The sequence below is a fragment of the Pseudomonas mucoides genome, from assembly GCF_015461845.1.
GTDB classification, from domain to species: domain Bacteria; phylum Pseudomonadota; class Gammaproteobacteria; order Pseudomonadales; family Pseudomonadaceae; genus Aquipseudomonas; species Aquipseudomonas mucoides.
This window is the reverse complement of the sequence record NZ_JACOPW010000003.1, coordinates 256210-282804: the sequence shown is the minus strand read 5'-3', so window position 1 is coordinate 282804 and position 26595 is coordinate 256210. Positions and strand designations below refer to the sequence as shown.

General features: G+C 60.3%; 31 protein-coding genes. 12 read left to right on the top strand and 19 right to left on the bottom strand.

All coding sequences use genetic code 11. The features are described 5' to 3' along the window. Positions 1-82: 82 nt before the first annotated feature. On the bottom strand, positions 83-628 hold the full coding sequence (locus tag H8F22_RS16170; protein ID WP_027926537.1) for a hypothetical protein: 546 nt from the start codon (positions 626-628) through the stop codon (positions 83-85). Between the two features lie 28 nt (positions 629-656). After that, the gene (locus H8F22_RS16165) at positions 657-2087 is read right to left on the bottom strand and encodes a coniferyl aldehyde dehydrogenase (RefSeq protein WP_059182013.1); all 1431 of its coding nucleotides are present in this window, start codon (positions 2085-2087) and stop codon (positions 657-659) included. A 146-nt stretch (positions 2088-2233) separates the two neighbouring features. Between H8F22_RS16165 and H8F22_RS16160 the strand changes: the two genes are divergently transcribed. Together H8F22_RS16160 and H8F22_RS16155 are read left to right on the top strand one after the other, a co-directional pair. Then, positions 2234-2905 carry a TetR/AcrR family transcriptional regulator gene (locus H8F22_RS16160; protein ID WP_027926539.1) on the top strand — a complete coding sequence of 224 codons (672 nt, stop codon included), beginning with the start codon at positions 2234-2236 and terminating at the stop codon, positions 2903-2905. Positions 2906-2938: 33 nt separating this feature from the next. Beyond that, complete coding sequence (locus H8F22_RS16155) at positions 2939-3793, top strand: sulfurtransferase (protein ID WP_194940453.1); 855 nt, start codon at positions 2939-2941, stop codon at positions 3791-3793. A 50-nt stretch (positions 3794-3843) separates the two neighbouring features. Here H8F22_RS16155 and H8F22_RS16150 read toward each other — a convergent pair whose 3' ends face one another. Genes H8F22_RS16150 through H8F22_RS16130 form a run of 5 tightly spaced genes read right to left on the bottom strand, consistent with a single transcriptional unit; the run spans position 3844 to position 9181 of the window. Next, entirely contained in the window at positions 3844-4674 is an 831-nt protein-coding gene (locus tag H8F22_RS16150) for an AraC family transcriptional regulator (protein WP_194940452.1), read from the bottom strand. A 3-nt stretch (positions 4675-4677) separates the two neighbouring features. Further along, positions 4678-5676: a hydrolase gene (locus H8F22_RS16145; RefSeq protein WP_059182015.1), complete on the bottom strand. Its 999-nt coding sequence runs from the start codon at positions 5674-5676 to the stop codon at positions 4678-4680. Positions 5677-5731: 55 nt separating this feature from the next. After that, positions 5732-6343 (bottom strand): 16S rRNA (guanine(966)-N(2))-methyltransferase RsmD, encoded by a 612-nt coding sequence (gene rsmD / locus H8F22_RS16140; protein WP_027926543.1) that lies wholly within the window; start codon positions 6341-6343, stop codon positions 5732-5734. Beyond that, the gene (locus tag H8F22_RS16135; RefSeq protein WP_027926544.1) at positions 6343-7833 is read right to left on the bottom strand and encodes a M16 family metallopeptidase; all 1491 of its coding nucleotides are present in this window, start codon (positions 7831-7833) and stop codon (positions 6343-6345) included. Before H8F22_RS16135 ends, rsmD begins: the two co-directional genes overlap by 1 nt. Continuing rightward, on the bottom strand, positions 7826-9181 hold the full coding sequence (locus H8F22_RS16130) for a M16 family metallopeptidase (RefSeq protein ID WP_027926545.1): 1356 nt from the start codon (positions 9179-9181) through the stop codon (positions 7826-7828). Before H8F22_RS16130 ends, H8F22_RS16135 begins: the two co-directional genes overlap by 8 nt. A gap of 345 nt (positions 9182-9526) precedes the next feature. Here H8F22_RS16130 and ftsY point away from each other — a divergent pair, with 345 nt between their 5' ends. From ftsY to rpoH, 4 genes are all read left to right on the top strand, one after another. Beyond that, positions 9527-11029, top strand: a complete 1503-nt coding sequence (ftsY, locus tag H8F22_RS16125) for a signal recognition particle-docking protein FtsY (protein WP_194940451.1) — start codon at positions 9527-9529, stop codon at positions 11027-11029. Then, a complete protein-coding gene (ftsE, locus tag H8F22_RS16120; RefSeq protein WP_027926547.1) occupies positions 11026-11697 on the top strand; it encodes a cell division ATP-binding protein FtsE in 672 nt (223 codons plus the stop codon). The genes ftsY and ftsE overlap by 4 nt, the downstream gene beginning before the upstream one ends. Continuing rightward, a complete protein-coding gene (gene ftsX / locus H8F22_RS16115; RefSeq protein ID WP_194940450.1) occupies positions 11694-12716 on the top strand; it encodes a permease-like cell division protein FtsX in 1023 nt (340 codons plus the stop codon). The genes ftsE and ftsX overlap by 4 nt, the downstream gene beginning before the upstream one ends. Positions 12717-12828: 112 nt before the next feature. Then, positions 12829-13683: an RNA polymerase sigma factor RpoH gene (gene rpoH / locus H8F22_RS16110; RefSeq protein WP_007897890.1), complete on the top strand. Its 855-nt coding sequence runs from the start codon at positions 12829-12831 to the stop codon at positions 13681-13683. A gap of 125 nt (positions 13684-13808) precedes the next feature. On the opposite strand, the gene mtgA is transcribed toward rpoH, so the two are convergent. Beyond that, positions 13809-14531, bottom strand: coding sequence for a monofunctional biosynthetic peptidoglycan transglycosylase (gene mtgA, locus H8F22_RS16105; protein WP_027926549.1), 723 nt, complete (start codon positions 14529-14531; stop codon positions 13809-13811). A gap of 74 nt (positions 14532-14605) precedes the next feature. Here mtgA and H8F22_RS16100 point away from each other — a divergent pair, with 74 nt between their 5' ends. The 4 genes from H8F22_RS16100 to trmB all read left to right on the top strand — a co-directional run bounded on the left by H8F22_RS16100 (position 14606) and on the right by trmB (position 16858). Next, positions 14606-14977 (top strand): DUF423 domain-containing protein, encoded by a 372-nt coding sequence (locus H8F22_RS16100; RefSeq protein WP_027926550.1) that lies wholly within the window; start codon positions 14606-14608, stop codon positions 14975-14977. Positions 14978-15067: 90 nt separating this feature from the next. Continuing rightward, entirely contained in the window at positions 15068-15268 is a 201-nt protein-coding gene (thiS, locus tag H8F22_RS16095; RefSeq protein ID WP_007897898.1) for a sulfur carrier protein ThiS, read from the top strand. 60 nt (positions 15269-15328) lie between these two features. Then, complete coding sequence (locus tag H8F22_RS16090) at positions 15329-16123, top strand: thiazole synthase (RefSeq protein WP_027926552.1); 795 nt, start codon at positions 15329-15331, stop codon at positions 16121-16123. Positions 16124-16132: 9 nt separating this feature from the next. Continuing rightward, positions 16133-16858 (top strand): tRNA (guanosine(46)-N7)-methyltransferase TrmB, encoded by a 726-nt coding sequence (gene trmB, locus H8F22_RS16085; protein ID WP_027926553.1) that lies wholly within the window; start codon positions 16133-16135, stop codon positions 16856-16858. Between the two features lie 125 nt (positions 16859-16983). Here trmB and H8F22_RS16080 read toward each other — a convergent pair whose 3' ends face one another. From H8F22_RS16080 to H8F22_RS16035, 10 genes are all read right to left on the bottom strand, one after another. Beyond that, entirely contained in the window at positions 16984-17307 is a 324-nt protein-coding gene (locus tag H8F22_RS16080) for a DUF3392 domain-containing protein (protein WP_027926554.1), read from the bottom strand. Between the two features lie 22 nt (positions 17308-17329). Then, a complete protein-coding gene (hemW, locus tag H8F22_RS16075) occupies positions 17330-18535 on the bottom strand; it encodes a radical SAM family heme chaperone HemW (RefSeq protein ID WP_228758820.1) in 1206 nt (401 codons plus the stop codon). Further along, positions 18532-19128: an RdgB/HAM1 family non-canonical purine NTP pyrophosphatase gene (rdgB, locus tag H8F22_RS16070; RefSeq protein ID WP_194940449.1), complete on the bottom strand. Its 597-nt coding sequence runs from the start codon at positions 19126-19128 to the stop codon at positions 18532-18534. The genes hemW and rdgB overlap by 4 nt, the downstream gene beginning before the upstream one ends. Continuing rightward, positions 19125-19559, bottom strand: a complete 435-nt coding sequence (locus tag H8F22_RS16065; RefSeq protein WP_027926557.1) for a DUF4426 domain-containing protein — start codon at positions 19557-19559, stop codon at positions 19125-19127. Before H8F22_RS16065 ends, rdgB begins: the two co-directional genes overlap by 4 nt. 26 nt (positions 19560-19585) lie before the next feature. Further along, positions 19586-20206: a methionine biosynthesis protein MetW gene (metW, locus tag H8F22_RS16060; RefSeq protein WP_027926558.1), complete on the bottom strand. Its 621-nt coding sequence runs from the start codon at positions 20204-20206 to the stop codon at positions 19586-19588. Positions 20207-20213: 7 nt separating this feature from the next. Beyond that, positions 20214-21353 (bottom strand): homoserine O-succinyltransferase MetX, encoded by a 1140-nt coding sequence (gene metX, locus H8F22_RS16055; RefSeq protein ID WP_027926559.1) that lies wholly within the window; start codon positions 21351-21353, stop codon positions 20214-20216. 182 nt (positions 21354-21535) lie between these two features. Then, entirely contained in the window at positions 21536-21832 is a 297-nt protein-coding gene (locus H8F22_RS16050; protein ID WP_194940448.1) for a DUF167 domain-containing protein, read from the bottom strand. Then, on the bottom strand, positions 21832-22419 hold the full coding sequence (locus H8F22_RS16045) for a YggT family protein (RefSeq protein ID WP_027926561.1): 588 nt from the start codon (positions 22417-22419) through the stop codon (positions 21832-21834). The genes H8F22_RS16050 and H8F22_RS16045 overlap by 1 nt, the downstream gene beginning before the upstream one ends. Before the next feature lie 24 nt (positions 22420-22443). Continuing rightward, positions 22444-23262, bottom strand: a complete 819-nt coding sequence (gene proC, locus H8F22_RS16040; RefSeq protein ID WP_027926562.1) for a pyrroline-5-carboxylate reductase — start codon at positions 23260-23262, stop codon at positions 22444-22446. A gap of 35 nt (positions 23263-23297) precedes the next feature. Further along, a complete protein-coding gene (locus H8F22_RS16035) occupies positions 23298-23984 on the bottom strand; it encodes a YggS family pyridoxal phosphate-dependent enzyme (protein WP_027926563.1) in 687 nt (228 codons plus the stop codon). A gap of 57 nt (positions 23985-24041) precedes the next feature. Between H8F22_RS16035 and H8F22_RS16030 the strand changes: the two genes are divergently transcribed. Then, positions 24042-25076, top strand: coding sequence for a type IV pilus twitching motility protein PilT (locus H8F22_RS16030; protein ID WP_027926564.1), 1035 nt, complete (start codon positions 24042-24044; stop codon positions 25074-25076). A 132-nt stretch (positions 25077-25208) separates the two neighbouring features. On the opposite strand, the gene H8F22_RS16025 is transcribed toward H8F22_RS16030, so the two are convergent. Continuing rightward, positions 25209-25826 (bottom strand): C40 family peptidase, encoded by a 618-nt coding sequence (locus H8F22_RS16025; RefSeq protein ID WP_027926565.1) that lies wholly within the window; start codon positions 25824-25826, stop codon positions 25209-25211. A gap of 250 nt (positions 25827-26076) precedes the next feature. Here H8F22_RS16025 and H8F22_RS16020 point away from each other — a divergent pair, with 250 nt between their 5' ends. Further along, entirely contained in the window at positions 26077-26508 is a 432-nt protein-coding gene (locus tag H8F22_RS16020; protein ID WP_027926566.1) for an NINE protein, read from the top strand. Positions 26509-26595 lie beyond the last annotated feature (87 nt).

The following is a 26595-nucleotide window of genomic DNA, read 5'->3' as shown; positions in this document are numbered from 1 at the left end:
AGGTTTTGGGTTGTTCACAAAAGGATGGCTCGCCTCAAACCCTGTGGGAGCGTGGCTTGCCCGCGATGGCGTCGACTCGGTCTCAAACTGTAGGCGGCCCGGGATACCCGCAATGCACCCAAGACTCCGCCCGGGTGTACCACGCCATCATCACCAGTTGCTGTAGCGAGCTATGGCCCATGCGCAACAGGCTCAACGAACTGTTTTCCCAGCGATCGAGAAAGTGCCGGATCTCATCAGCACTGGCATTTTCCCAGCTGCCCCAGATCCCGGTCAGCGGTCCGCGCGTCACGGCCATCCCCAGCACATCGAACAGTTGCTGGGTCAGCTTGAGCATTTCCGGCGACAGGTGATTCAGGCTGTTATCCAGGCTGTGCAAGGTCTGGTCGACCGATGCCGGCATTTTCTCGGCAGCGACCGCACCCTCGAGCATCACCGGAGTCAGTGCGCGCAAAAACAGCAGGTCGCCGCTGCGCAGGATCACGAAGCCGTTCGCTGCGGTACTCGACGAGCAGCCGCTGAGGCTTGCGCCCAACCCGGCGGTGGCCAGGAAGGCGCTGGCGCCGAGGCTGAATTTCAGCAGGCCGCGCCGTGACAGCGCGGGTGTATCGGACAGGCTTGGGCTCATTATTGTTGTTACCCGGTGGTGGTGAGCGTTAGCGGATGAACAGCTTCTGGATCAGTTTCTGGATGGATTTTCCGTACGGCGGGTAGATCAGCTTCGCAGCATTGAAGCGCTGCTTGATCAACACCCCTTTGGCCTTGCTGAAGGTCAGGAAGCCTTCATGGCCGTGGTAATGGCCCATGCCCGATGCACCGATACCACCGAATGGCATGTCGTCCTGAGCGACGTGCAGCAGCGTGTCGTTGAGGCAGACGCCGCCGGAGTGGGTTTCGTGGAGCACGCGGTTCTGTTCGCGTTTGTCGTAGCCGAAGTAGTACAGCGCCAATGGGCGAGGGCGTTGGTTGATGTAGGCAAAGGCCTCATCCAGATGCTTGTACGGCACGATCGGCAGCAGCGGGCCGAAAATTTCGTCCTGCATCACGGTCATATCGTCGGTGACGTCAAGCAGCAGGCTGTGGCTCATGCGTCGGCCCTGACCCTGGTCGAACAGCGGAATCAACTGTGCCCCTTTGCTGGTGGCATCGCTGATGTAGCCGTTGAGACGCGCCAGTTGCCGCTCGTTGATGATGGCGGTGTAGTCAGGGTTGTCAGCCAGCGTCGGATAAAACCCGCGAACCACCTGACGATAGGCTTCGACGAAACCATCGACACGGTCTTCGGGCACCAACACGTAGTCCGGAGCCACGCAGGTTTGCCCGGCGTTCAGGGTTTTACCGAAGGCGATGCGTTCGGCGGCGTCTTTCAGCGGCACGTCATGGGACACGATGGCTGGGGACTTGCCGCCGAGTTCGAGGGTTACCGGGGTGAGGTTCTCGGCCGCCGCACGCATCACGTGTTTGCCGATGCTGGTGGCGCCGGTGAACAGCAAGTGATCGAAACGCAGGCGGGAGAACGCGACACCGACATCGGATTCGCCCAACACCACGCACACCAGGTCTTCAGGAAAGACCCGGGCGAGCAATTCCTTGAGCAGCAAACCGGTGGCCGGGGTCGATTCGCTGAGTTTGAGCATCACCCGATTGCCGGCCGACAGCGCGCCCACCAATGGACCGATGGCCAGGTACAGCGGGTAGTTCCAAGGCACGATCACGCCGACCACGCCCAACGGTTGGTAAACGACTTTGGCCGCCGCCGGTTGAAAAGCGATGCCCACCTTGCGCCGCGAGGCCTTCATCCAGCCTTTGAGGTGCTGGCTGGCGTAATGAATGCCGTGCAGGCTGGGCATCAGTTCGGCGAGCAGGGTTTCATCGGCGCTGCGGTGACTGAAATCCTGGCTGATCGCCTCGATCAGTGCCTGGCGCTCGCTGCTCAATAGATCGCGCAAGGCTTTGAGCCATTGCTGGCGCTGGGCGGCCGGCGGCATCGGGTTGGCGGCGTAGGCGGCGCGTTGGGCGTCGAACAGGGCCTGCATTGCTTCCAGAGGCTGATTCAAGTTCTGAAGGTAGGCGATGTCAGCAGTCATTGTCGGCTCCGGATTTATTGTAATGAGTGACTTTTTAGAGTCTATGCTCTAGAAAGTCAAATGGCATCCTGGAACAGCTTTGTTTTATCCACTCGCGGATAGGTCGTAAGATGCCTGTCATCGCACTCTGAATTAAAGCTCAAGCCATGGCCCCTCGGATCAAAACCAGCGAGCGCATCGTGCAGAACAGCCTGGAGCTGTTCAATCAGCAGGGTGAGCGCAGCATCAGCACCAACCACATTGCTGCCCACATGGAAATTTCACCGGGCAACCTGTACTACCACTTCCCCAACAAGCAGGCGATCATCGCCGTGTTGTTCAGTGAGTACGAAAGCCTGGTGGACAGCTTCCTGCGCCCGCCTCAGGGGCGTGCGTCGACGGTGGACGACAAGCGCTTCTACCTTCAGGAGCTGCTGGCGGCGATGTGGCGCTACCGGTTTTTGCATCGCGATCTTGAGCACTTGCTCGACAGCGATCCGGAATTGGCTGCCCGTTACCGACGGTTTTCCCAGCGCTGCCTGATCCATGGCACGCACATCTACGCGGGTTTCGTCGAGGCCGGCATCCTGCAAATGGATAAGGTCCAGATCGAGTCCCTGACGCTGAACGCGTGGATCATCCTGACGTCCTGGGTGCGGTTCCTGTGCACCACGCGGGAAAACTCCAATCACCTGAGTGAACAAGCCATTAAACGAGGTGTGTATCAGGTGTTGGTGCTTGAAGCCGGTTTCGTCACGGATCAGGCGCGTGATGCGGTGAATGCGCTGTACGAAGAGTTTTACGTGCCGTTGGCCCAAGCCCTTGAAGAAGTGCAGTAGGATCGAACACCGACTTAGTCACAGGAGCCCGCTATGCCCATTGCGCAATTGATCAGCCCGCAAGCACTGGACCTGAAAAAGGACCAGCCGGGGTTGGTGATTCTCGATTGTCGTTTTGCCCTCGAAGACCCGGATTACGGCCAGCGTAGTTATGCCGAAGGGCACATCGCCGGTTCGAAGTTTGCCGATCTCGAGCGTGATTTGAGCGGGGCGGTGGTCAAGGGCGTGACCGGGCGTCATCCGCTGCCTGAAGCGGATGACTTGATCGAGCGCTTGCAAGCCTGGGGCATCAACGCCGACAGCGAAGTGGTTTTGTACGATGACGGCCCCGGTGCTTTTGCGGCGCGGGCCTGGTGGTTGCTGGCATGGCTGGGCAAGCGTGACGGCGTGTTCATTCTGGATGGCGGGCTCAAGGCCTGGCATGCGGCGGGTTTGCCGCTGAGTCTGGATGCGTGCGACACCAAACGGGGCACCTTCAGCGGGACGCCGGATAACGCGTTGATCCTCAGTGCTGAACAGCTTCAGAAACGCCTCGGTCAACCCGCGCTGACGTTACTGGATGCTCGTGCCTTGCCGCGTTTCAAAGGTGAAGTGGAGCCGATTGATCCGATTGCCGGACACATTCCGGGGGCGCAATGTGCGGCGTTTACCGACAACCTCGGCGGCGATGGGCGGTTTTTACCGGCTGATCAGCTCAAGCAGCGTTTTGCCGAGAAACTGGGGGATCGTTCGCCGACCGATCTGGTGGCGTACTGCGGTTCCGGGGTGACGGCTTGCCATAACCTGTTTGCACTGTGCCTGGCGGGTTATCCGTTGGGGGCGTTGTATGCCGGGTCGTGGAGCGAGTGGATCAACGATCCCGCACACGGCATCGCCATCGGCGAATAACCCCGAATCCCTGTGGGAGCAAGCTCGCTCCCACAGGGGTATCAGGCGATTCAAAACAGTCGGGCACTTCGATACGCCCCCGGTCCCACCCCGTAAACCTGCTTGAACTGCCGGCTCAGGTGACTCTGGTCGGCATACCCCAATTGCGTGGCCACTTCCAGCGGCAAACAACCGTTCTGCAACAGCGCCCGGGCCTGGGCGATGCGTTGTTGCATCAGCCAGGTGTGCGGCGGCATGCCGGTGGCTCGGCGAAACACCCGGGCAAAGTGAAAAGGCGAAAGATTCACCGCCGCCGCCAGCTCTTCAAGAGACGGTGGCGCCGCCAATTGCGCATGCAGCAATTCCTTGGCCCGTGTCACGGCGCGGTGCTCCTTGCCGGGTTGGCCGGCAATCGGCACGGCCGCGTGTCGTTGCAGCAACGACAACATCATTTCCCGCCAGACCGTTTGCTGTTGCAGCGCTGTGGACGGACTTTCCAGCAAGCGATGCAGTTGGCAAAAACCCTTCACCAGGTCCGGGTCGCGGTACAGCGTGGCGCCAAACATGGGCAAGTGATGGGTCGGCAATTCCAGTTCGGCCAGCAACGACAGTAACTGCCCGCTGTCGGGATAAAACGCCCGGTACAGCCAACCATCCTCGGTGCCTTTGTGGCCTGTATGCAGTTCATCCGGATTGATCAACACCAAGGTGCCGCTGCCAGCCAGGTGTTCGACGCCGCGATAGCGATAGCGCTGGGCACCGGCCATGATCATGCCGATCACATAACCATCGTGCACATGGGGTGCGAAGCGGTGTTCGATATAGCGCGCGGACAGTAACTCGACCCCGGCCAGCGGCGCGGTTTGCCAGAAGCGGATCGACTCGCCCTGATCGACGTCCATCGGCTACATGCGCCCCACGGCGGCCAGCCACTGCGGGATACGCCGTTCCAGGTAATAACCCGGTTGCCGGAACGAGCCATCGACGAAGCCGACATGCCCGCCCTTGGTTTGTAATTCCAGTTGCGTGCAGGCCGACAATTCGTCGGCCTGCGGCAGGCTGTGGGGGAAGACGAAGGGATCGTCGGCCGCCTGAATGATCAGGGTCGGTGTGCGAATCTCCCCAAGAAAATAACGGCTCGAGGCGCGACGGTAGTAATCCTCGGCATCGATAAAACCATTCAACGGCGCCGTGACCCGGCCATCGAAGTCCCAGAAGGTGCGCATGTTCTCCAGCGAACCCAGTGCCGCCAACGCCGCGAGGCCATCTTCGCGTCCGTCATGCTGGAACTGGCGTTGTTTGTTCTTGATGTAGGCGAGCATCTCGCGCATGAAATGCGCCTGATAGACCCTGGAAAAACCTTGGCCGATACGATCCGCGCACTGGTCGAGGCGAAACGGCACCGACACCGCCACCGCGCCGGTCACGCCGCTGTCACTGCCGGACTCGCCCAAGTGCTTGAGCAAGACGTTGCCGCCCAGGGAATAACCCACCGCATACAGCGGCGCCAACGGACGTTTGGCCCGCAGGTGTCGGATGGTTTCGGCGAGGTCTTCACTGGCGCCGGAATGGTAACTGCGCGCCAACAGATTCGGCTCGCCCGAACAGCCGCGCCAGTTCAACGCGACACTGGCCCAGCCTTGGGTGGCGAGGGCCTTTTGCACGCCGGCCACGTACGGTGAGTTCGACGAACCGGTCAGCCCGTGCAACACCAGCACCAGAGGCGCTGTCGCGCTGTGTGGGCCGTGCCAGTCGAGGTCGAGAAAGTCGCCGTCTTCGAGCCACAAGCGTTCGCGCTCGCGTTCGATGTGCGTGGTTTTGCGCCAAAGCGGTCCCCACAAGGTTTGCAAGTGCGGATTGCCCAGGCCCAAGGCGGGGGTGAAGCGGTCTGGCGGATGGGACACGATTGCTCTCGATGCAGCGGTGCGCAACGGGTGCGCACCTTTTCAGGCCGGTCGATTAACCGGCGATCTCTGCCATACGTTGCCACAACGCGTAGTAAACCCGCCCGGATTTCTGCTCACGGTGCAGGCGCCAGTTGCCTGGCAAACCAAGGGACGACGGCGCGTTTTCGCTTTCAGTGTAGATCCAGGCCTCGTCGGCCAGCCACTGACGCTCTTCCAGCAGCGTGCAGACGCCCGGCAGCAGGTTCTGGTTGAACGGTGGGTCGAGGAACACCAGGTCGTACGCCGTGGCGGTCTGGGTTTCCAGGTAGCGCAGGGCGTCGGCGGTCTGAATCTGGCCCGTGGTGCAACGCAGTGTGCCCAGATGCTCCTTGATGCTGGCGACCGCGATGTTGCTGGCATCCAGCGCTTGGCCCATGGCCGCGCCACGGGACAGGGCTTCGAGGAACAGTGCGCCGCTGCCGGCGAACGGGTCCAGCACCTTGGCGCCCGCGACATACGGCGCGAGCCAGTTGAACAGGGTTTCACGCACCCGGTCCGGGGTCGGGCGCAGGCCTGGGGCATCGGGGAAGCTCAGCTTTCGGCTGCCCCATTCGCCGCCGATGATGCGCAGTTGATTCACGCCGTTATGGACGTTGTGAACAGGTTTTTTAGGACGCGTGGCCATTAATGCTCCGGAACCCCGAGCGGCTGCTCGGCAGGTTTATCAGATGGGGCCGGTAACGGCTTTTGTGGCACGGTCGGGCCAGCGCTGACGATGACCATTTTGTCCGTGCTCAAGTGTTTGTTCAGTGCGGTCTTGACCTGGTCGACGGTCAGGCTCTGGGACTCACGCATGAAGTCATCCAGATAATTGAGCGGCAGGTTGTAAAAACCCATGGCGCCCAACTGGCCGACGATATCGGCGTTGCTGGCGGTGGACAGCGGGAAGCTGCCGGCCAGTTCACGCTTGGCGTCATCGAGTTCTTTCTGCGTTGGGCCGGTTTTAAGGTAGTCGGCCAGCACGTCCTGCACCAGTTTCAGCGTGCCTTCGCTCATCTCGGCGCGGGTCTGCAGGTTGATCATGAACGGGCCACGCGCCTGCATCGGGGTGAAGCCCGAGTACACGCCGTAGGCCAGGCCGCGTTTTTCCCGCACTTCGCTCATCAGACGGGTGCCGAAACCACCGCCGCCAAGGATCTGGTTGCCCATGGACAGTGCGGCGTAGTCCGGATCTTCACGGTCGATGCCCAGTTGGGCGAGCATCAGGTTGGTTTGCTTGGACGGAAACTCGATGTGGCCGACGCTGGCTTTCGGTTCCTGCGGCTGTGCAATTTTCGCCAGTGCCGGGCCTTTTGGCAGTGCACTGGAGACTTGCGCAGCAATCGCTTCGGCCTCGGCGCGGGACAAGTCGCCGACCAGCGCAATTACCACGTTGCCGGCGGCGTAGGCTTTCTCATGGAACGCTTTGAGCTGCGCCAAGGTGATCGCAGGAACGGTTTTCGCCGTGCCATCGCTGGAGTGCGCGTAAGGGTGATCGCCGTACAAACGGTTCATCAACTCCAGGCTCGCCAGTTTGCCGGGGTTCTGTTTCTGGTATTCGAAACCGGCGAGCATCTGGTTCTTGATGCGCGCGAAGGAGTCGGCGGGGAAGGTTGGTTTGCCGATCACTTCGGAAAACAGCTTCAGGGCGGGTTCGCGTTTGTCCTTGGCGCTGAGGCTGCGCAAGGAAGCCAGAGCCATGTCCTTGAACGCGCCGTTGCCGAAGTCAGCGCCCAGGCCTTCGAAGCCCTGAGCGATGGCGCCGACATCTTTGCCGGCCACGCCTTCGTTAAGCATCGCGTTGGTCAGCAAGGCCAGGCCCGGTGCATTGCCGTCCTGGCTGCTGCCGGCGGCGAAAATCAGGCGCATGTCGAACATCGGCAGCTCACGGGCTTCGACGAACATCACCTTGGCGCCTTCTGCGGTGTTCCAGGTCTGTACGTCGAGCGTGCGGTGGCTTGGCGCCTTGCCGTCGAGTTCAGTCAGCGATTGCAGTTTCTGGCTGGATTTGGCTTTGTCCAGGGCCTCGCTGGCGTTGGACTCATCGGTTCTGGACAAGTAGAAAGCCGCGGAGCCGATCAGGGCGACAGTGATCAGACCGATCAGGGCCAGGCGTGGTTTTTTACGCTCACTCATGAGTCGTCTCCAGTGGCAGGACATGGGCGACGCTGAGACGTTCGCGGGTGAAATACAGCTTGGCGGCGTTCTGGATGTCTTGCGGGGTCACGCTTTCCAGGTCGCTGAGTTCGGTGTCCATCAGCTTCCAGGACAGGCCGACGGTTTCGAGTTGGCCGATGGACGTGGCCTGGCTGGTGATCGAATCACGCTCAAAGACCAGACCGGCAATCACTTGAGCTCGCACGCGCTCCAGCTCTTCGGCCGACGGCGCAGTGGTTTTGAGTTGTTCAAGCAGCTTCCACAGGCCGGCTTCGGCCTGGGCCATGGTTTTCTTTTTCTGCGTGTTCGGTGTGGCCGACAAGGTGAACAGGCTGTCGCCGCGGGTATAGGCGTCGTAACTCGACGAACCGCCGGACACCAGCTCTTCGCCGCGTTCCAGCTGCGCCGGAATGCGACCGCTGTAGCCGCCGTCGAGCAGGGCCGAGATCAGGCGCAAGGCATTTACCGAGCGTTTGTCTTCGGCGGTCGCGATGCTGGGCACGTTGAAGCCCAGCATCAGACTCGGCAATTGGGTTTGCACGTGCAGGGTGATCTGGCGCTCGCCTGGCTCGGCCAGTTCCAGCGGGATTTTCGCCGGGGGCACGTCGCGCTTGGCGATAGGACCGAAGTAACGCTGGGCCAGGGCTTTGACCTCGTCCGGGGTTACGTCACCGACCACCACCAGCGTGGCATTGTTCGGCACGTACCAGGATTGGTACCAGTGACGCAGCTCTTCGACTTTCATGCGGTCCAGGTCGGCCATCCAGCCGATGGTCGGCGTGTGGTATCCGCTGGCCGGGTAAGCCATCGCCTTGAAGCGTTCGTAGGCCTTGGACATCGGTTTGTCGTCGGTGCGCAGGCGACGTTCTTCCTTGATGACTTCGATCTCGCGAGTGAACTCGTCAGCCGGCAGGCGCAGGCTGGCCATGCGGTCGGCTTCCAGTTCGAAGGCCACGCCCAGGCGGTCGCGGGCCAGCACCTGGTAGTAGGCGGTGAAATCGTCGCTGGTGAACGCGTTCTCTTCGGCGCCGAGGTCACGCAGGATCAGCGAGGCTTCGCCGGGGCCGACTTTCTCACTGCCCTTGAACATCATGTGTTCCAGCGCATGGGAAAGACCGGTCTGCCCCGGTGTTTCGTAGCTGGAGCCGACCTTGTACCAGACTTGGGACACCACCACCGGCGCACGATGGTCTTCGCGCACGATAACTTTCAAGCCGTTATCGAGGGTGAATTCGTGGGTGGGTTGTGGATCGGCAGCCAAGGCTGACAGTGGCAGACAAACTGTGCTGAGCAGCAGGCCTGCAGCGCGGCGGGCTAGAGCATTCATTCGTTTTTTAAACCTGTTGGGCTGCCCGCTTGGTCTTAGCGTCAGCGGGCGAGAGGGTGCTAGGATAACGGTCCGTTTTACTGGCGGCCACGCCTATCAGGCCTTTGATCGGTTTGCAGGTTGTTTGGGTTCGCGGCGCAAGCTATGAGTTTGACAGCTAAACTCTGCGTTTTCGCCGACGATGCCGTTCCAGTCCTTCGTATTAGTCGACCTTTGGGGTGCGGTTTGCACCTCGACAAAATGTTGCGCGTGAACAAGCTGGATCAATCGCAGTCTGTTCTGCATCGAATATTTATTTGCCGAGGCGCCCTTTGGCGCGTCGCTACCGTGAGATAGCCGTCCTCCATGTTTGGTTCCAACGACGACAAGAAAGCCCCAGCTGCGGCTGGCGAGAAGAAAAGCCTGTTCGGATGGCTGCGCAAAAAGCCGCAGGAACCCGCCGTCGAACAGCCACAGCCACTTTCTGAGCCCACGCCGGCGCCGGTAATAGAAGAAGAGCTCGCGCCGATTGTCTTGCCGATCGCCGAGCCGGTGTTGCAACCGGTGGTCGAGCCGGATCACGTTGCCGAAGCCGTTGCACAACCCACCCTGACCCCGATTGCCGAGCCCTGGCTGACGCTGCCGGTGGCCGAAGAGCCGGTTGCCCTCGTTGAAGACGAGTTGGCACCGCACGTTACGCCGCCGATTCCAGCCCCGACTGCGTTTGTGCCTGAGCCAGTTCAGGTTCCGGTGGTTGAACCGGTTGTGGCGCCAGTGGTTGTGGCCGAGCCTGAACCGGTGGTTGCAGAGCCTGTGGTTCCTGCTTTCGTTGCTCCGGTTGCTCCGGTTGCTCCGGTTGCTCCGGTTGCTCAAGCACCTGCACCCGTCGTCGCGCCCGTCGAAACGTCCGTCGAGCCGCCGCGTACTGAAGAATCCAAAGCCGGTTTCTTCGCCCGCCTCAAGCAAGGCCTGTCCAAGACCAGCGCCAGCATCGGCGAAGGGATGGCCAGCTTGTTTCTGGGCAGAAAGGCCATCGATGACGAACTGCTCGAAGACCTCGAAACCCGCCTGCTGACCGCCGACGTTGGCGTTGAGGCCACCTCGGTGATCATCCAGCGCCTGACCCAAAAGGTCGCGCGCAAGGAACTGGCCGATTCCGATGCCCTGTATAAATCTCTGCAAGCCGAACTGGCCGCCATGCTCAAGCCGGTCGAGCAACCGCTGAAAATCACCTCGCAGAACAAGCCGTTCGTGATTCTGGTGGTGGGCGTCAACGGCGCCGGCAAGACCACCACCATCGGCAAACTGGCGAAGAAACTGCAGCTCGAAGGCAAGAAAGTCATGCTCGCGGCCGGTGACACCTTCCGTGCTGCAGCGGTCGAGCAATTGCAGGTCTGGGGTGAGCGCAACAAGATTCCGGTCATCGCCCAGCACACGGGCGCCGACTCGGCTTCGGTTATCTTCGATGCCGTGCAAGCCGCCAAGGCCCGTGGCATTGATGTGCTGATCGCCGACACCGCCGGTCGTCTGCACACCAAAGACAATTTGATGGAAGAACTGAAGAAGGTTCGCCGGGTGATCAGCAAGCTCGACGCCGATGCGCCGCACGAAGTGCTGTTGGTGCTCGATGCCGGCACCGGCCAGAACGCGATCAGCCAGGCCAAGCAATTCAACCAGACCGTCGAACTGACCGGCCTGGCGCTGACCAAGCTCGACGGCACCGCCAAGGGTGGGGTGATTTTTGCCCTGGCCAAGCAGTTTGGCCTGCCGATTCGCTACATCGGCGTCGGGGAAGGCATCGACGATTTGCGTACTTTTGAAGCAGAACCCTTTGTCCAGGCACTGTTTGCCGAGCGGGAGCGTTCATGATTCGTTTCGAACAGGTCGGTAAACGCTACCCGAACGGTCACGTCGGCTTGCATGAGCTGAGCTTTCGAGTCCGTCGGGGCGAATTCTTGTTTGTGACCGGCCACTCTGGCGCCGGTAAAAGCACCTTGTTGCGCCTGCTGCTGGCGATGGAACGTCCGACCACCGGCAAATTGCTGCTGGCCGGCCAGGACCTCGCCACCATCAGCAACGCGCAGATTCCTTACCTGCGCCGGCAGATCGGCGTGGTGTTCCAGAATCACCAGTTGCTGTTCGATCGGACGGTGTTCAACAACGTCGCGCTGCCCTTGCAGATACTGGGTCTGTCGAAGGCCGAGATCGTCAAGCGCGTGGATTCGGCCCTGGAGCGCGTGGCGCTCTCGGACAAAACCGATTTGTACCCGGGCGACTTGTCCACCGGTCAGCAACAGCGCGTCGGCATCGCCCGCGCCATCGTTCACCGCCCGGCCTTGCTGCTGGCGGACGAACCGACCGGTAACCTCGACCCGCGACTGGCCGCCGAAATCATGGGCGTGTTCGAAGACATCAATCGCTTGGGCACCAGTGTGCTGATCGCCAGTCACGACCTGGCGCTGATCGCCCGTATGCGTCACCGCATGTTGACGCTGCAGCGTGGCCGATTGATCGGCGACGGGGAGGCGGGCGAATGAGTGCGACACGCAGCCCCAAAGTTTCCGAACGGGTAGCCCCGAAGGCCGCCGATCCGCAACCGCAGAAGAAAAAACGCGACGATGACGACGGTCCGGACTTTGCAACGTTGTTCCGTGCCTGGGTTGAAAGTCACCGCGCGAGCCTGCTCGACAGTTTGCGTCGCTTGGGCAAACAGCCGATTGGCAGCTTTTTCACCTGCATGGTGATGGCCGTTGCGCTGAGTTTGCCGATGGGCCTGTCACTTTTGCTAAGTAACGTCGAGCGTCTGGGTGGATCCTGGCAGCGTGCTGCGCAGATTTCCCTGTACCTGCAACTGGAAGCCAGTCCAGAACAGGGTGAGGCGCTGCGTGAACAGATCAAAGGCATGCCGGGCGTAGCTGATGCTGAATATGTCGGTCGCGACCAGGCGCTGGAGGAGTTTCAGCAGCAGTCCGGTTTGGGCGAAGCGCTGAAGGAGTTGCCGGAAAACCCGCTGCCGGGCGTGGTCCTGGTGACGCCGAACGAAGTCGACAAGCCCGCGCTTGAAGCATTAAGACAAAAACTATCCGAGCTGCCGAAGGTACAACAGGCGCAACTTGATCTAGTCTGGGTCGAGCGTCTGGCAGCGATCCTCAAGCTGGGCGACCGTTTTGTCTTCGGTCTGACCGTGCTTCTGGTTTCTGCATTACTTTTGGTGATAGGCAATACCATTCGTCTTCATATTGAAAACCGCCGCACAGAGATAGAAGTGATTAAACTCGTCGGTGGCACTGACAGCTATGTGCGCAGGCCCTTTCTCTATATGGGCGCGTTGTATGGCTTCGGTGCGGGGATGCTGTCTTGGGGCGTGCTGGCGTTTGGCCTGAACTGGCTGAACGACGCTGTGGTTGGACTGGCCGGTTTGTACGGCAGTGATTTCGCGCTGGCCGGAGTGCCAGTTGCCGACGGTCTGTCTCTCTTGCTTGGTGCAGTGCTGTTGGGGTATATCGGTGCATGGATTGCAGTCGCACGCCACCTGAGGGAGCTTGCGCCTAAGTAGTATCATTTTGCTCGTATTGACCTTTCAGCGTTTATGGGAACTTGTCTTTCGGTTTCCGGTCAATTTTCGCAGTGCTGAACTGCACGAGTTTGTAAGTCGGAGGTTTTGTCGTATGACCAATTCTTTGCAACCTGCATATGCTCTGGTCCCGGGTGCGAACCTGGAGGCCTATGTGCACACCGTGAACAGCATTCCATTGCTGACGCCGGAGCAGGAGCGTGAACTGGCCGAGAGTCTCTATTATGAGCAGGATTTGGGGGCGGCTCGGCAGATGGTGCTCGCCCACCTGCGTTTTGTCGTACATATCGCCCGTAGCTATTCCGGCTACGGTCTGGCTCAGGCTGACCTGATCCAGGAAGGCAACGTCGGCCTGATGAAGGCCGTGAAGCGCTTCAACCCGGAAATGGGTGTGCGTCTGGTGTCGTTCGCCGTGCACTGGATCAAGGCGGAAATCCACGAGTTCATCCTGCGCAACTGGCGTATTGTGAAAGTCGCGACCACCAAGGCCCAGCGCAAACTGTTCTTCAACCTGCGCAGCCAGAAGAAACGCCTGGCGTGGCTGAACAACGAGGAAGTCCACCGTGTGGCGGAAAGCCTTGGTGTAGAGCCTCGGGAAGTGCGCGAGATGGAAAGTCGCCTGACCGGCCACGACATGGCCTTCGACCCGGCCGCAGAAGCGGACGACGACAGTGCTTTCCAGTCGCCAGCCAACTATCTGGAAGACCACCGGTATGACCCGGCCCGTCAACTGGAAGACGCCGACTGGAGCGACAACTCCAACCACAACCTGCACGAAGCGCTGGAAGTGCTGGACGACCGCAGCCGTGACATCCTTTATCAGCGCTGGTTGGCTGAAGAGAAAGCCACGCTGCACGACCTGGCGCAGAAGTACAACGTGTCGGCCGAGCGCATCCGTCAGCTTGAGAAAAGCGCGATGAACAAGCTCAAGCTGTCGATCGCGGCATAACCTGCGAACCGGCAATAAAAAACGCCCCGATCATTGATCGGGGCGTTTTTGTTTGGGCCCGGTTTTCTGCTTCACCTCAGCCTCCTACAGAAGAGGGCTTTGAGTGTTCAGAAGAATGTGTTCGGCTACTGGGCCCAAGGCGCCCGCCGTGAATCATTGAGGCCCAACAGATAACTGTCACCCCCCAACTGACTCATCTGCTGCCGAATCCACCCGGCCCGTCGTGCGACGTAGTTGGTCGGATGGCTCGCACTCCACACTCTTGGGTTGGGCAACACGGCAGCCAACAAGCTCGATTGCTGGCGGCTCAGGCTTTTAGCGCTCACGCCAAAGTGATGCCGTGCCGCAGCCTCTGCTCCAAACACCCCGTCATCCCACTCGACGCTGTTGAGGTACACCTCAAGAATCCGCTGCTTGGGCCAGAACACCTCAATCAATCCGGTGAACCAGGCTTCCAGACCCTTACGCAGCCAACTGCGCCCCGACCATAAAAACAGGTTCTTCGACACCTGCTGGCTCAGGGTGCTGGCGCCGCGAATCGAGCCGCCCAACTCGTTATGAGCCAGTGCCGCCTGAATCGCCCCGAAGTCAAAACCCCAGTGCTCCGGGAATTTCTGATCCTCACCAGCAATCACCGCGACTTTCAGGTCGTCGGAGATTTCATCCCACGGCTTCCAGGTCCGTTGCAGGTCGATCGGCTCGCCGTCGAACCAGGATTCGATCTTGCGTTCGACCATCAGCGCGGTTCCCGGCGGCGGCACCACGCGAAAGATCAGCACCAGCAAGACGCTGCCGCCCGCGAACCAGAGCACGGCCTTAGTGAATCGTCGTAAAAATATACGCAGCATAGAGATGGCTTGGCCGAACCCGTTGAGCGGGCCATTATACAGACCCTGTTGATCGAGTCTGACTGGAGTTCTTCATGCTGCGTGGCTTTTTGATGCTGGCCGCTTTCTTTGGCTTCACGGGCGTTGCCCTCGGCGCGTTCGCCGCGCATGGCCTGAAAAACCGTCTGACCCCCGAGTATCTGGCGATTTTCCATACCGGCGTCACCTATCAACTGGTGCACACCCTGGCGTTGCTGGGCGTAGCGCTGCTGGCCACGCAGATTCCCGGGCGTTTGGTTACGTGGGCCGGGGCCTCGTTTGTCATCGGCATCCTGCTGTTTTCCGGCAGCCTGTACCTGCTGACCCTGACCGGTATCAGCAAGCTCGGAATCATTACGCCGTTCGGCGGGCTCGCATTCCTGGTGGGCTGGGCGTGCCTGGGGCTTGCCGCCTGGCGGTTGAGCTGACCGGGTGGTCCATTTCATGACGAATGGCTTGGGTCGCCAAGACTGATCGGGCTAGAATGCCAGCCCCTAAAAATGATGGCGGCTTCCGGCATGCGCATTCAGTTGAACGGCGAATCCCTTGAACTGCCCGACGGTGAAACCGTTGCGGCCCTGCTGACCCGTCTGGAACTGACCGGACGTCGGGTGGCGGTCGAACTCAATCTGGATATCGTCCCGCGCAGTCAGCACGCTGAAACCACACTGAACGACGGCGATTCCGTCGAAGTGGTTCATGCCATCGGCGGCGGCTAGCCGCCCGGCCCGCAAGGGCACAGAATTCTGCAAGAACCTCACCCCAACAGAGGATTTCCCATGAGCATCGTTCGTAGCGACAAGCCCTTCGTCCTGGCCGGTCGTACTTACCAGTCGCGTTTGCTGGTAGGCACCGGCAAGTACCGCGACATGGAAGAAACCCGCCTGGCCATCGAAGCCTCGGGCGCCGAGATCGTCACCTTCGCCGTGCGCCGTACCAACCTCGGCCAGAACCCGGGCGAACCGAACCTGCTCGAAGTCCTGTCGCCGGATCGCTACACCTTCCTGCCGAACACTGCGGGTTGCTTCGACGCTACCGAGGCCGTGCGCACCTGTCGCCTGGCCCGTGAGTTGCTCGGCGGCCACAACCTGGTGAAGCTGGAAGTGCTGGCCGACCAGAAAACCCTGTTCCCCAACGTGATCGAAACCCTCAAGGCCGCCGAAGTGCTGGTCAAGGAAGGTTTCGACGTGATGGTCTACACCAGCGATGACCCGATCATTGCCCGTCAACTGGCGGAAATCGGCGTTATCGCAGTGATGCCGCTGGCCGGTCTGATCGGCACGGGCCTGGGGATCTGCAATCCGTACAACCTGCAGATCATCCTCGAAGAAGCCAAGATTCCTGTGCTGGTGGATGCGGGTGTCGGCACCGCGTCCGACGCCACCATCGCCATGGAACTGGGTTGCGAAGCGGTGCTGATGAACTCGGCCATCGCCCACGCCCAGCAACCGGTCATGATGGCTGAAGCCATGAAACACGCCATCGTTGCAGGTCGCCTGGCCTACCTCGCCGGCCGCATGCCGAAAAAACTCTATGCCAGCGCCTCCTCGCCGCTGGATGGTCTGATCAAGTAAGAGCCATTGATGACTGAATCAAACGAAACGCCTGTCCAGCCGGAAGAAGGCGAAGAGCGCCAACACCGCCGCATCAAGAGCTTTGTGATGCGCGCCGGGCGCATGACCGAAGGCCAGCAAAAAGGTCTGGAGCAGGGCACGCCACTGTTCGTCCTGCCTTTGGCTGACTCGCCGGTGGACTTCGATAAGGTGTTCGGCCGTTCGGCGCCGCGCTCGCTGGAAATCGGTTTTGGCATGGGCCATTCGCTGCTGGAAATGGCCGCGGCCTCGCCGGAACAGGATTTCATTGGTGTGGAAGTTCACCGTCCGGGTGTTGGCGCGCTGCTCAATGGCGTTCTGACGCAGGGCCTGACCAACCTGCGGGTCTACGATTGCGACGCGATTGAAGTGCTCAACCGTTGCATCGCCGACAACAGCCTCGACCGTCTGATGCTGTTTTTCCCAGACCCGTGGCACAAGAGCCGTCACCACAAGCGCCGTATCGTTCAGGCATCGTTCGCTGAACTGGTGCGCAGCAAGTTGAAGGTCGGCGGTGTGCTGCACATGGCCACCGACTGGGAACCGTACGCCGAGTACATGCTGGAAGTGATGAGCGTCGCGCCGGGTTATCGCAACCTCGCCGAAGACGGCAAGTGCGTACCGCGCCCGACCGAACGCCCAATCACCAAGTTCGAACGCCGCGGCGAACGGCTTGGACATGGCGTGTGGGACCTGAAGTTCGAAAAACAGTCCTGAGCTGTAAAACTGTAGGAGCCAAGCTTGCTCGCGATGAGGCCCTGACATTCAACATTTATGCTGACTGTTAAACCGCCATCGCGAGCAAGCTCGGCTCCTACAGTTGTTTTGGGTGTGACCAAAGATCAGCGGCGGTCGGCGACTACACCGATCAGCACCAGCACCACCAACAACACCGGCGCCAGGCTGTAGTTGTTGAACTGGCTCAGGCCGCGCACGACCCACGGCGTGGCGTAGATCAGCGCGGCGCCGCTGCCGATCATGCACAACAGGGCCATCAGCGGGACGCGCAAGGCACCGGCGATGCTACCCAGGCGTTGCTCGACCCAGGTTTTGAAATCCGAACCGAACAGCACCAGCAAGCAGCCCACCAAGGCCAGGGCAATTTCCGACAGGTTACTGCGGCTCCAGCGGGACACGGTGGCGAGCAGGTCGAGTATCAAATCCATTCGTTTTCCCTTAAGGCTGAAATCAGCTCAGAAATGTCTGCAGCAAGTCATTGAGAAACAGCTGTCCGCGCTCGGTGGCCGCCAGACGTGACGGTTCGACCTGCAACAAGCCACTTTGTTCGGCGACCCGGCGGCCTTCGGCGAGGCTTTCCAGGGACATCCCGGTGCGCTCCGGATACAGCCGCGATTCGACGCCCTCGGTCAGGCGCAGCGCGTTCATCAGGAACTCGAACGGCATCTCATCATGGGTCAGCGCTTTCTCGCCGGCCTTGAAGCTTTTCGCCGGGTTGAGGTAATCCTTGGGCAGGCGGGTCTTCCAGGTGCGCACGATGCGCCCGTCCGGATGACTGAGCTTGCCGTGGGCGCCAGCGCCGATGCCGATGAAGTCGCCGAAACTCCAGTAATTGAGGTTATGCCGCGCCGGGCGACCCGGTTGCGCATAGGCCGAGACTTCGTATTGCGCGTAACCGTGTTCAGCAAGCAGCGCCTGACCCGCTTCCTGAATGTCCCACAACGTGTCGTCTTCGGGCAGCGTCGGCGGCTGATTCCAGAACACCGTGTTCGGCTCCAGCGTCAGCTGATACCAGGACAGATGAGTCGGTTTCAGGGCGATGGCTGTACGCAGGTCGTTCAGGGCATCTTCCAGCGACTGATCGGGCAAACCGTGCATCAAGTCCAGGTTGAAGTTATCAAACCCGGCCTGACGGGCCATGCCGGCGGCACGCACCGCTTCGTCACCGTTGTGAATCCGCCCCAGCGCCTTGAGTTTCTCTTCCTGAAAGCTCTGGATGCCGATCGACAGGCGATTGATGCCCAGTGCGCGGTAGGCGACGAATTTCTCTTGCTCGAACGTCCCCGGATTGGCTTCCAGGGTGATTTCGATGTCACTGGCAAACGGAATCCGTTGCTCGACGCCTTTGAGCAAGCGGCCCAAGGCCGCGGCGCTGAACAGGCTAGGCGTGCCACCGCCAAAGAAGATCGAGCTCAGCTCACGGCCGTATACCGCGTGCAGGTCCTGATCGAGGTCAGTGAGCAAGGCGTCGACGTACTCTTCTTCCGGCAGCACCGGGCTGGCGGTGTGGGAGTTGAAGTCGCAATAAGGGCATTTGCGCACACACCACGGGATGTGGATGTACAGCGCCAGAGGCGGCAGCACGGGCAGCGCTGCCCGTGGCGATTGGGCGTCGCCGCCGAAGATCAGCGGTGACGCGGATGAGTCGTGGGTCATTTCAGTCCCAGACGCTGGCGCAGCAGATCCATTGCACGGGCGCGGTGGCTGATCTGGTTCTTGTCGCTCGGGCTCAGCTCGGCGCTGGAGCAATCGCGCTCCGGGACCCAGAACAGCGGGTCGTAACCAAACCCGTGCTCGCCACTGGCGGCCGTCAGGATCCGCCCGTGCCACAGGCCTTCGCAGAGGATCGGCAATGGATCATCGGCGTGGCGAACCAGCGCGAGGACGCAGACGAACTGCGCGCCGCGTTCGGCTTGCGGCACGTCTTTCAAGGCGTCGAGCAGTTTGGCGTTGTTCGCCGCATCGCCCTTGCCGTCAGCATAACGAGCCGAATAGATACCCGGCGCACCGCCTAGGAAATCCACCGCCAGCCCGGAATCGTCAGCCAGCGCCGGCAAACCGGAAATGCGTGCGGCGTTGCGGGCCTTGAGAATGGCGTTCTCGACGAACGACAGGCCGGTTTCTTCAGGCTCGACGCTGCTGAACTCGCCGATCGAGCGCAATTGCACCGAGTCGCCGAGCATGGCCTGGAGTTCCTTGAGTTTGCCGGCGTTATGGCTGGCCAGTACGAGTTGCGTGAAATTGATCATTCGCCGGGGAAAAGCTCTTGGTTGAAATTGATGGTGTTGATTTTGTCGCCGTTCTGCACCTTGATCTCGAAGGTGCGGATTTCCTGCTGGTCCACCGGGTATTGGGCGATGTAGTAGATCGCGCCCTGTTCGGTGATCTGTTTGAAGTTCAACGGCACGCTCTGGCTGGTCAGGTCTTTGACCGAGCCGGTCACTGAAGCTACCAGCGGCTTGCCGTCCTTGATCACGGACACATTGATCACGCCCTGATTCTTGCTGCGAACCAGCTCCGCCGCTTTGGCGATGTCCGGGGTGAGGTACGTGGAGTTGAAGGTGTTGTAGTGCACCGTCACGTCGCCGAAGGTTTCCTGGCGTTCGCCCTTGATGACGTCAGCGGCCATGGCAGTGATACTCAGGCAGGCAGTAAGTACAAACAGCGCTAGACGACCCATGTTCTTTCTCCTTGGAATGTCGTAGTTCAGACCGCGACCTTGTGATCCTGCAGCCCGGGGCTGCTGACGCGGTAAATACCGATCTCACCTAACAGATTAGGCCATAGCTTACTGGCCCACCCGTGCCGATGCTGTTGATCCACGGCAAGCCGATCAATGACCTTGGCTTCACGTTCGCGACACAACGCCTCAAAGTCTTCAAAAGTGCAGAAGTGGATGTTCGGCGTGTTGTACCAGGTGTACGGCAGAAACTCGGAAACCGGCATCCGGCCCTTGCTCGCCAGGTACCAGCGGCAGCGCCAGTGACCGAAGTTGGGGAAGGTGATGATGCACTGGCGGCCGACCCGCAGCATTTCGTCGAGGATCTTGTCCGGGTAATGCACAGCTTGCAGCGCCTGGGTCATGACCACGATGTCGAAGCTGTTGCTGGCAAAGTTGCCAAGGCCCTTGTCCAGGTCCTGCTCGATGACGTTGATGCCCTTGGCCACGCACTCGGCGATGTTGTCCGGGTCGTTTTCCAGGCCGTAACCGGTGACTTGCTTGTTGTCGCGCAGCCAGGTCAGCAGTTCGCCATCACCGCAGCCGAGGTCGAGCACGCGACTGCCAGCGGGGATCCATTCCTGGATGATTTCCAGATCAGCTCTCATGGCTTTCTCACAACTTGATTCGGTTCATGTAGTTGCTGAACGCCTGCAAATAACGCGGGATCGGAATCAGGAAGGCGTCGTGGCCTTGCGGAGCGTCGATCTCGAGGTAGCAGACGTCTTTCTTGGCCGCCATCAGCGCATCCACCAGTTCCCGCGAGCGGGCAGGGGAGAAGCGCCAGTCCGTGGTGAAGGACATCACGCAGAACTTGGCCTGGGCGTTGGCGAAAGTTTTCGCCAGGTCATCGTCGAAGTTCGCTGCCGGGTCGAAGTAGTCCAGCGCCTTGGTCATCAGCAGGTAGGTGTTGGCGTCGAAACGCCCGGAGAACTCTTCACCCTGATAACGCAGGTAGCTTTCGACCTGGAACTCGACGCTGTGGAAGTCGTAGTTGAGCTTCTCACTCTTGAGGCCGCGACCGAATTTTTCACCCATGGAATCGTCGGACAGGTAAGTGATGTGCCCGACCATCCGCGCCAGCATCAAGCCGCGCTTGGGGATCACGCCCGCTTCCTGAAACGAGCCGCCGTGGAAATCGGGGTCGGTGAGGATGGCCTGGCGTGCCACTTCATTGAAGGCGATGTTCTGCGCCGACAGCTTGGGTGCCGAGGCGATGGCCAGGCAGTGGCGAATGCGTTCCGGGTAGGTAATGCTCCATTGCATCGCCTGCATGCCGCCGAGGCTGCCGCCAATCACCGCCGCCCATTGGCTGATGCCGATACGGTCGGCCAGTCGCGCCTGGCTGTGCACCCAGTCTTCCACGGTCAGCACCGGGAAATCGGCGCCAAACGGCTTTCCGGTTTCCGGATTGATGCTGCTCGGGCCCGTGGAACCGTTGCAACCGCCGAGGTTGTTCAGGCTGACCACGAAGAATTTGGTGGTGTCGATCGGCTTGCCGGGACCGATGCAGCTGTCCCACCAACCGGGTTTACGGTCGTCGGCGCTGTGAAAACCGGCAGCGTGATGGTGACCGGACAACGCATGGCAAATCAGCACGGCGTTGCTCGCCGTGGCATTCAGCGTGCCGTAGGTTTCGTAGATCAGGTCATAGGCTGGAAGCGAACGCCCGCAGGCCAGGGCCAGGGGGTCGCTGAAGTGCGCCACTTGCGGCGTCACCAGACCAACAGAATCGGGGGGAAAGGCAGTTGGCATCGACCCTGCTCTCGTTGAAATGAGGCGTAAGTCTAAAGACCGGTGGGGTTAGCGGCAAGCAAAGGGCTGAGCTGATTTTCCCTGTCAGACCGAGGCACGGCCATCGCGGGCAAGCCACGCTCCCACAATGGAATGCGATCCCCTGTGGGAGCGTGGCTTGCCCGCGATGAACGATGACGCGGTCAGTCCGCCGGACGCACCAGATCAGGCAACTCCGGCAGTTTCTTCGGCGAACAAATCCGCACCCGTTTCTGCCGGTTCAACTCACCGCTGATCAAACTGACCTGGCTCTTGGGCACACCAAACGCCTTGGCCAAAAACGCCATCAGATACGCATTGGCCTTGCCTTCAACCGGCGGCGCGGTCAGGCGGATCTTCAGGCGATCGCCGTGCAGCCCGCAGAAATCATCGCTGCGGGCCGCCGGTTGCAGGTGACACTCCAGAATCAGGTCGTCACCTTCCCAGCGAAAGTAGCTCATCAGATCAGGCCGAGCAGCCCCTGCGGCATGAAGGCAAAGTACGCCAGGCGCGGGATCAGCCAGCTTTGCAGCAGTTGGATCACGATGAAGGCGAAGATCGGCGAGATGTCGAGACCGCCCAGGTTCGGGATGATCCGGCGGAACGGCGCGAGCACCGGTTCAGTAATCTGCGCGACCAGCTCGGCGCCAGGGTTATGGCTGCCCGGGGCGACCCAGGACAGGATGACGCTGATGATCATGGCGTAGAACAGTATGTTCAAAAACAGCGAGAACAGCGCAATCAGGGCCCATGGCACCAACAGCAGCCAGTCGACCATGAAGCCTTTGAGCGCGAGGATGACGGCGATCAGCAGCATCTGGATGATCAGCGCCAGCACCAGCGACGACATATCGAGCCCGAACATGCTCGGGATCACCCGACGCAGCGGCTTGAGCAGCGGTTGCGTGGCCTTGACGATGAACTGGCAGAGCGGGTTGTAGAAGTTCGCCCGAACCAGTTGCAGGATGAAACGCATCAGTACGATCAGCAGGTACAGGCTGCCAAGGGTTTTAATGATGAAAATGGCAGCGTCATTGAGTCCGAGCATCGTTGATTCCTTTGTAAGAGCTGATTAGCGACCGAGCTGCTCAGCCATCTCGGCCGAGCGATGCGCGGCGGCGCCGAGTGCTGTTTCGACCAGGGCTTCAAAGCCACCGGCCTGGAACGACTTGATCGCAGCTTCCGTGGTGCCCGCAGGCGACGTGACACGACGACGCAGTTCGGCGGCATCGACATCGCTGGCAACCGCCATGTGCGCGGCGCCCAGCGCGGTTTGCAGGGTCAGTTGTGCGGCGATGTCTGCTGGCAGGCCAAGTTTCACGCCGGCGGCGGTCATGGCTTCGATCAGCAGGAAGAAGTACGCCGGGCCGGAACCGGACACCGCGGTGACTGCGTCCAGTTGCTGCTCTTCGTTCAGCCACAGGGCAATGCCCACGGCCGAGAGCAGTTCTTGAGCTTGCTGGCGTTGATCGGCGTTCACTTCCGCGGTGGCATACAAACCGCTCACGCCCTGACGCAGCAGCGCCGGGGTGTTGGGCATGCAGCGTACGATCGGCTGGGCGCCGAGCCAGTTGTTCATGCTGGCGCAGGTGATGCCCGCGGCAATTGATACCACCAGTTGATTCGGCTTGAGGCTCGGGCGAATCGCTTCGCACACGGCTTTCATCGCCTGAGGTTTGACCGCCAATACGACGACATCGGCGTCCTGGATGGCGTCAGCGTTGTCAGCGAAGACTTCGATGCCGTGTTCGGCGGCCACCTTGGCGCGGGTTTCTGCACCCGGATCGCTGGCGCGGATTTGCGAGGCGTCCAGACCTTTGGCGCGCAGGCCGCCGATCAGGCTGGCGGCCATGTTGCCGGCACCGATAAAGGCAATACGGGTTTTGCTCATGTCAGGTCCTTATAAATAGAAGAGTCGGCCATTGTTCATGGTTGACCGTAGTCGCGGGCGCCGAACAGGGCCGTACCGATGCGGACCCATGTGGCGCCCATGGCGATGGCCGACTCGAGGTCATGGCTCATGCCCATGGAAAGTGTGTCCAGCGGCAGATCCAGGCTGGCTTGCAGGCGTTGTACGGCAGCAAAAGCGGCATCCTGTTCGGCACGATCATCCGTCGGCTCGGGAATCGCCATCAGCCCGCGCAAATTGAGGCGCGGCAATTCGCTGATGGCCTTGGCCAGGGCCGGCAGGTCGGCCGGGGTGCAGCCGGATTTGCTGGCTTCACCGCTGACGTTGACCTGGATGCAGATGTTCAGGGGCGGCAGATCGGCAGGACGTTGTTCGGACAGGCGTTGTGCGATTTTCAATCGATCCACGGAATGCACCCAGGCGAAGTGCTCGGCGATAGCGCGAGTCTTGTTCGATTGAATGGGGCCGATGAAGTGCCAGATCAAGGGCAGGTCGGCCAGTTCGAGCTGTTTGCCCAAAGCCTCCTGCAGGTAGTTCTCGCCAAAGTCACGCAGGCCGGCGGCGTACGCTTCGCGCAGGGCTTGGGCGGGTTTGGTCTTGCTCACGGCCAGGAGCTGAACGCTGTGCTCATCGCGCTGGGCGGCCAGGGCGGCGGCACGGATGCGTGAACTAACCTGAGCAATGTTGTCTGCTATCGTGGACATTCAATGTGCGCCAGCGGTCTGAAGGTTCGCGGCATTCTACTGGAATTGAGGGGCGCTATGGATATCACTGAACTGCTGGCTTTCAGCGCTAAACAGGGCGCATCCGACCTGCACTTGTCCGCCGGCCTGCCACCGATGATCCGTGTCGATGGCGACGTGCGACGCATCAACCTGCCGGCCCTCGACCATAAACAGGTGCAGGCGCTGATCTACGACATCATGAACGACACCCAGCGGGTGGACTTCGAGAAACACCTGGAAACCGATTTTTCCTTTGAAGTGCCCGGCGTGGCGCGTTTTCGGGTTAACGCCTTTAACCAGAATCGTGGCGCAGGCGCAGTGTTCCGGACCATTCCGTCAAAAGTCCTGAGCATGGACGACCTCGGCATGGGTGAGGTATTTCGCAAAATCACCGACGCGCCACGCGGGCTGGTGCTGGTGACGGGGCCGACCGGCTCCGGCAAGTCCACTACGTTGGCGGCGATGATCGATTACCTGAACAACCATCGCCATCACCACATCCTCACCATCGAAGACCCGATCGAGTTCGTCCACGAATCGCGCAAATGCCTGATCAACCAGCGCGAAGTGCATCGCGATACGCGCAGTTTCGCCACGGCGCTACGCTCGGCGCTGCGGGAGGACCCGGACGTGATTCTGGTGGGGGAGATGCGGGACCTGGAGACCATTCGCCTGGCGCTGACCGCCGCCGAGACAGGGCATCTGGTGTTTGGCACGCTGCACACCACCTCAGCGGCGAAAACCATCGACCGGGTGGTGGATGTGTTTCCGGGGGATGAGAAATCGATGGTGCGCTCGATGCTGTCAGAGTCGTTGCTGGCGGTGGTGTCGCAGTCGCTGGTGAAGAAGATCGGCGGCGGGCGAATTGCGGCGCACGAGATCATGCTCGGCACGTCGGCGATTCGTAACCTTATCCGCGAAGACAAGGTTGCACAGATGTACTCGTCGATTCAGACCGGCGGGAACCTGGGGATGCAGACGCTGGATATGTGCTTGAAGGACTTGGTGACCAAAGGCTTGATCAGCCGCGAGCAGGCGCGGGAGAAGGCGCGGTCACCGGATAACTTTTGAGGGGTGAACGCGGACCTGTGGCGAGGGAGCTTGCTCCCGCTGGGCTGCGAAGCAGACCTAAAAACGGGGAGCGCTGCGCACTCCAGCGGGAGCAAGCTCCCTCGCCACAAAAGCCGCGAAGGCGTCAGCAGATCAGCGCTGAACAACCTGAAGTGTGTTCTTCTCTTTCGGCAGGACCCGCTTGGCAACCACGTAGTGGCTTTCCCAGTACGGTTTTTTCAGCGTGTCGATGGTCACCGACTTGCCACGGCGTGGCGCGTGGATGAAGCGGTCGTTGCCCAGGTAGATGGCAACGTGATTGACCCGACGACTCTTGATGTTGAAGAAAATCAGGTCGCCCGGCTTCAAATCGCTGCGATCGACTTTCTCGCCGTGACCACTGGCCATGGCGTTAGAGGTGCGCGGCAGGTCAAACGTGGCGTCGTTAAACGCGTATTTCACCAGGCCACTGCAGTCGAACCCTTTACTTGGGCTGCTGCCGCCCCAACGGTAAGGAGTACCTAGGACGTTTACAGCGCGGCTCAGCACGTTGCTGCTGGTCTTGCTCGCCATCGGCGGAACAAGCTTGCTGTTGTCGCTCAGCTGGGCCGAGTGTTTTGTATTTTGTTTGTTTTTGCTCGAAGGAGCAGAAACATGGGATTTTGGGGTGTAACCATTAACGTTTGGAAGACGTTGCTCACGATTGGTGGCGTGGGCGGCCAGTGGCATCAAAAGGCAAATGGTTAGCCATGTCTTGAAAAATGGACGCATTAGGCAGGGCTCGAATAGGTGAACGCGCAACTTTATAACAGCTTTTTTTGTCCTTCCGAGGCCGTTGGTCGATTCAACCTGGGGGTCAATGGAACCAAACAAGCGGAAAATAGACGCAATTGTCGGACAGAAGTCAGGTGCTATAAGGCTTTGACGGACATCACGGTACCATTTGCCATACGTCGGCAACCTGTAAAAAAGTCACAAAGATTTAAAGAATATTTATCTATCGTGTGAATCGAGGTGCTCCATGAACAGCTATCAACAGTCCGCCGCGCATCAAGATACGCACAGCAAAGTGATCGGATATCTGCTGTGGATTTTCGGTTTTACCGGCGCTCACCGCTTCTATTACGGCAAGCCGGTGACCGGGACGATCTGGTTCTTCACCCTTGGCTTGCTGGGAATTGGCTGGCTGATCGACGTTTTTCTGATTCCGGCAATGGACCGTGAAGCAGACCTTCGGTTCACCGCGGGACCGATCGAATACAACGTGGCGTGGATTCTGCTGACGTTTCTCGGGGTGTTCGGCGTACACCGGATGTATCAGGGGAAGTGGATCAGCGGGTTGCTGTACCTGGTGACGGGCGGGTTGTTCTTTGTCGGGGTGCTGTATGACTTCTGGACGCTCAATGACCAGGTTTCGGTGCGTAACGCCCAGAACAGAGGCGCTTTCCAGTAAGCCATCGCTGGCAAGCCATGCTCCTACAGGGTGTTCATACACAATCCCGTAGGAGCAAAGCCTGCTCACGATTGCAGCGACGCGGTA

Coding starts and splice junctions, on each gene's coding strand:
- hemW (WP_228758820.1), bottom strand. CDS start 18,535: ATGACCCACGACTCATCCGCGTCACCGCTGATCTTCGGCGGCGACGCC.
- H8F22_RS16030 (WP_027926564.1), top strand. CDS start 24,042: ATGGATATCACTGAACTGCTGGCTTTCAGCGCTAAACAGGGCGCATCC.
- proC (WP_027926562.1), bottom strand. CDS start 23,262: ATGAGCAAAACCCGTATTGCCTTTATCGGTGCCGGCAACATGGCCGCC.
- H8F22_RS16050 (WP_194940448.1), bottom strand. CDS start 21,832: ATGAGCTACTTTCGCTGGGAAGGTGACGACCTGATTCTGGAGTGTCAC.
- H8F22_RS16020 (WP_027926566.1), top strand. CDS start 26,077: ATGAACAGCTATCAACAGTCCGCCGCGCATCAAGATACGCACAGCAAA.
- ftsY (WP_194940451.1), top strand. CDS start 9,527: ATGTTTGGTTCCAACGACGACAAGAAAGCCCCAGCTGCGGCTGGCGAG.
- rdgB (WP_194940449.1), bottom strand. CDS start 19,128: ATGATCAATTTCACGCAACTCGTACTGGCCAGCCATAACGCCGGCAAA.
- H8F22_RS16160 (WP_027926539.1), top strand. CDS start 2,234: ATGGCCCCTCGGATCAAAACCAGCGAGCGCATCGTGCAGAACAGCCTG.
- trmB (WP_027926553.1), top strand. CDS start 16,133: ATGACTGAATCAAACGAAACGCCTGTCCAGCCGGAAGAAGGCGAAGAG.
- thiS (WP_007897898.1), top strand. CDS start 15,068: ATGCGCATTCAGTTGAACGGCGAATCCCTTGAACTGCCCGACGGTGAA.
- ftsX (WP_194940450.1), top strand. CDS start 11,694: ATGAGTGCGACACGCAGCCCCAAAGTTTCCGAACGGGTAGCCCCGAAG.
- mtgA (WP_027926549.1), bottom strand. CDS start 14,531: ATGCTGCGTATATTTTTACGACGATTCACTAAGGCCGTGCTCTGGTTC.
- H8F22_RS16080 (WP_027926554.1), bottom strand. CDS start 17,307: ATGGATTTGATACTCGACCTGCTCGCCACCGTGTCCCGCTGGAGCCGC.
- H8F22_RS16165 (WP_059182013.1), bottom strand. CDS start 2,087: ATGACTGCTGACATCGCCTACCTTCAGAACTTGAATCAGCCTCTGGAA.
- H8F22_RS16130 (WP_027926545.1), bottom strand. CDS start 9,181: ATGAATGCTCTAGCCCGCCGCGCTGCAGGCCTGCTGCTCAGCACAGTT.
- H8F22_RS16065 (WP_027926557.1), bottom strand. CDS start 19,559: ATGGGTCGTCTAGCGCTGTTTGTACTTACTGCCTGCCTGAGTATCACT.
- H8F22_RS16100 (WP_027926550.1), top strand. CDS start 14,606: ATGCTGCGTGGCTTTTTGATGCTGGCCGCTTTCTTTGGCTTCACGGGC.
- H8F22_RS16155 (WP_194940453.1), top strand. CDS start 2,939: ATGCCCATTGCGCAATTGATCAGCCCGCAAGCACTGGACCTGAAAAAG.
- H8F22_RS16045 (WP_027926561.1), bottom strand. CDS start 22,419: ATGCTCGGACTCAATGACGCTGCCATTTTCATCATTAAAACCCTTGGC.
- rsmD (WP_027926543.1), bottom strand. CDS start 6,343: ATGGCCACGCGTCCTAAAAAACCTGTTCACAACGTCCATAACGGCGTG.
- rpoH (WP_007897890.1), top strand. CDS start 12,829: ATGACCAATTCTTTGCAACCTGCATATGCTCTGGTCCCGGGTGCGAAC.
- metW (WP_027926558.1), bottom strand. CDS start 20,206: ATGAGAGCTGATCTGGAAATCATCCAGGAATGGATCCCCGCTGGCAGT.
- H8F22_RS16090 (WP_027926552.1), top strand. CDS start 15,329: ATGAGCATCGTTCGTAGCGACAAGCCCTTCGTCCTGGCCGGTCGTACT.
- H8F22_RS16150 (WP_194940452.1), bottom strand. CDS start 4,674: ATGGACGTCGATCAGGGCGAGTCGATCCGCTTCTGGCAAACCGCGCCG.
- ftsE (WP_027926547.1), top strand. CDS start 11,026: ATGATTCGTTTCGAACAGGTCGGTAAACGCTACCCGAACGGTCACGTC.
- H8F22_RS16035 (WP_027926563.1), bottom strand. CDS start 23,984: ATGTCCACGATAGCAGACAACATTGCTCAGGTTAGTTCACGCATCCGT.
- metX (WP_027926559.1), bottom strand. CDS start 21,353: ATGCCAACTGCCTTTCCCCCCGATTCTGTTGGTCTGGTGACGCCGCAA.
- H8F22_RS16025 (WP_027926565.1), bottom strand. CDS start 25,826: ATGCGTCCATTTTTCAAGACATGGCTAACCATTTGCCTTTTGATGCCA.
- H8F22_RS16170 (WP_027926537.1), bottom strand. CDS start 628: ATGAGCCCAAGCCTGTCCGATACACCCGCGCTGTCACGGCGCGGCCTG.
- H8F22_RS16135 (WP_027926544.1), bottom strand. CDS start 7,833: ATGAGTGAGCGTAAAAAACCACGCCTGGCCCTGATCGGTCTGATCACT.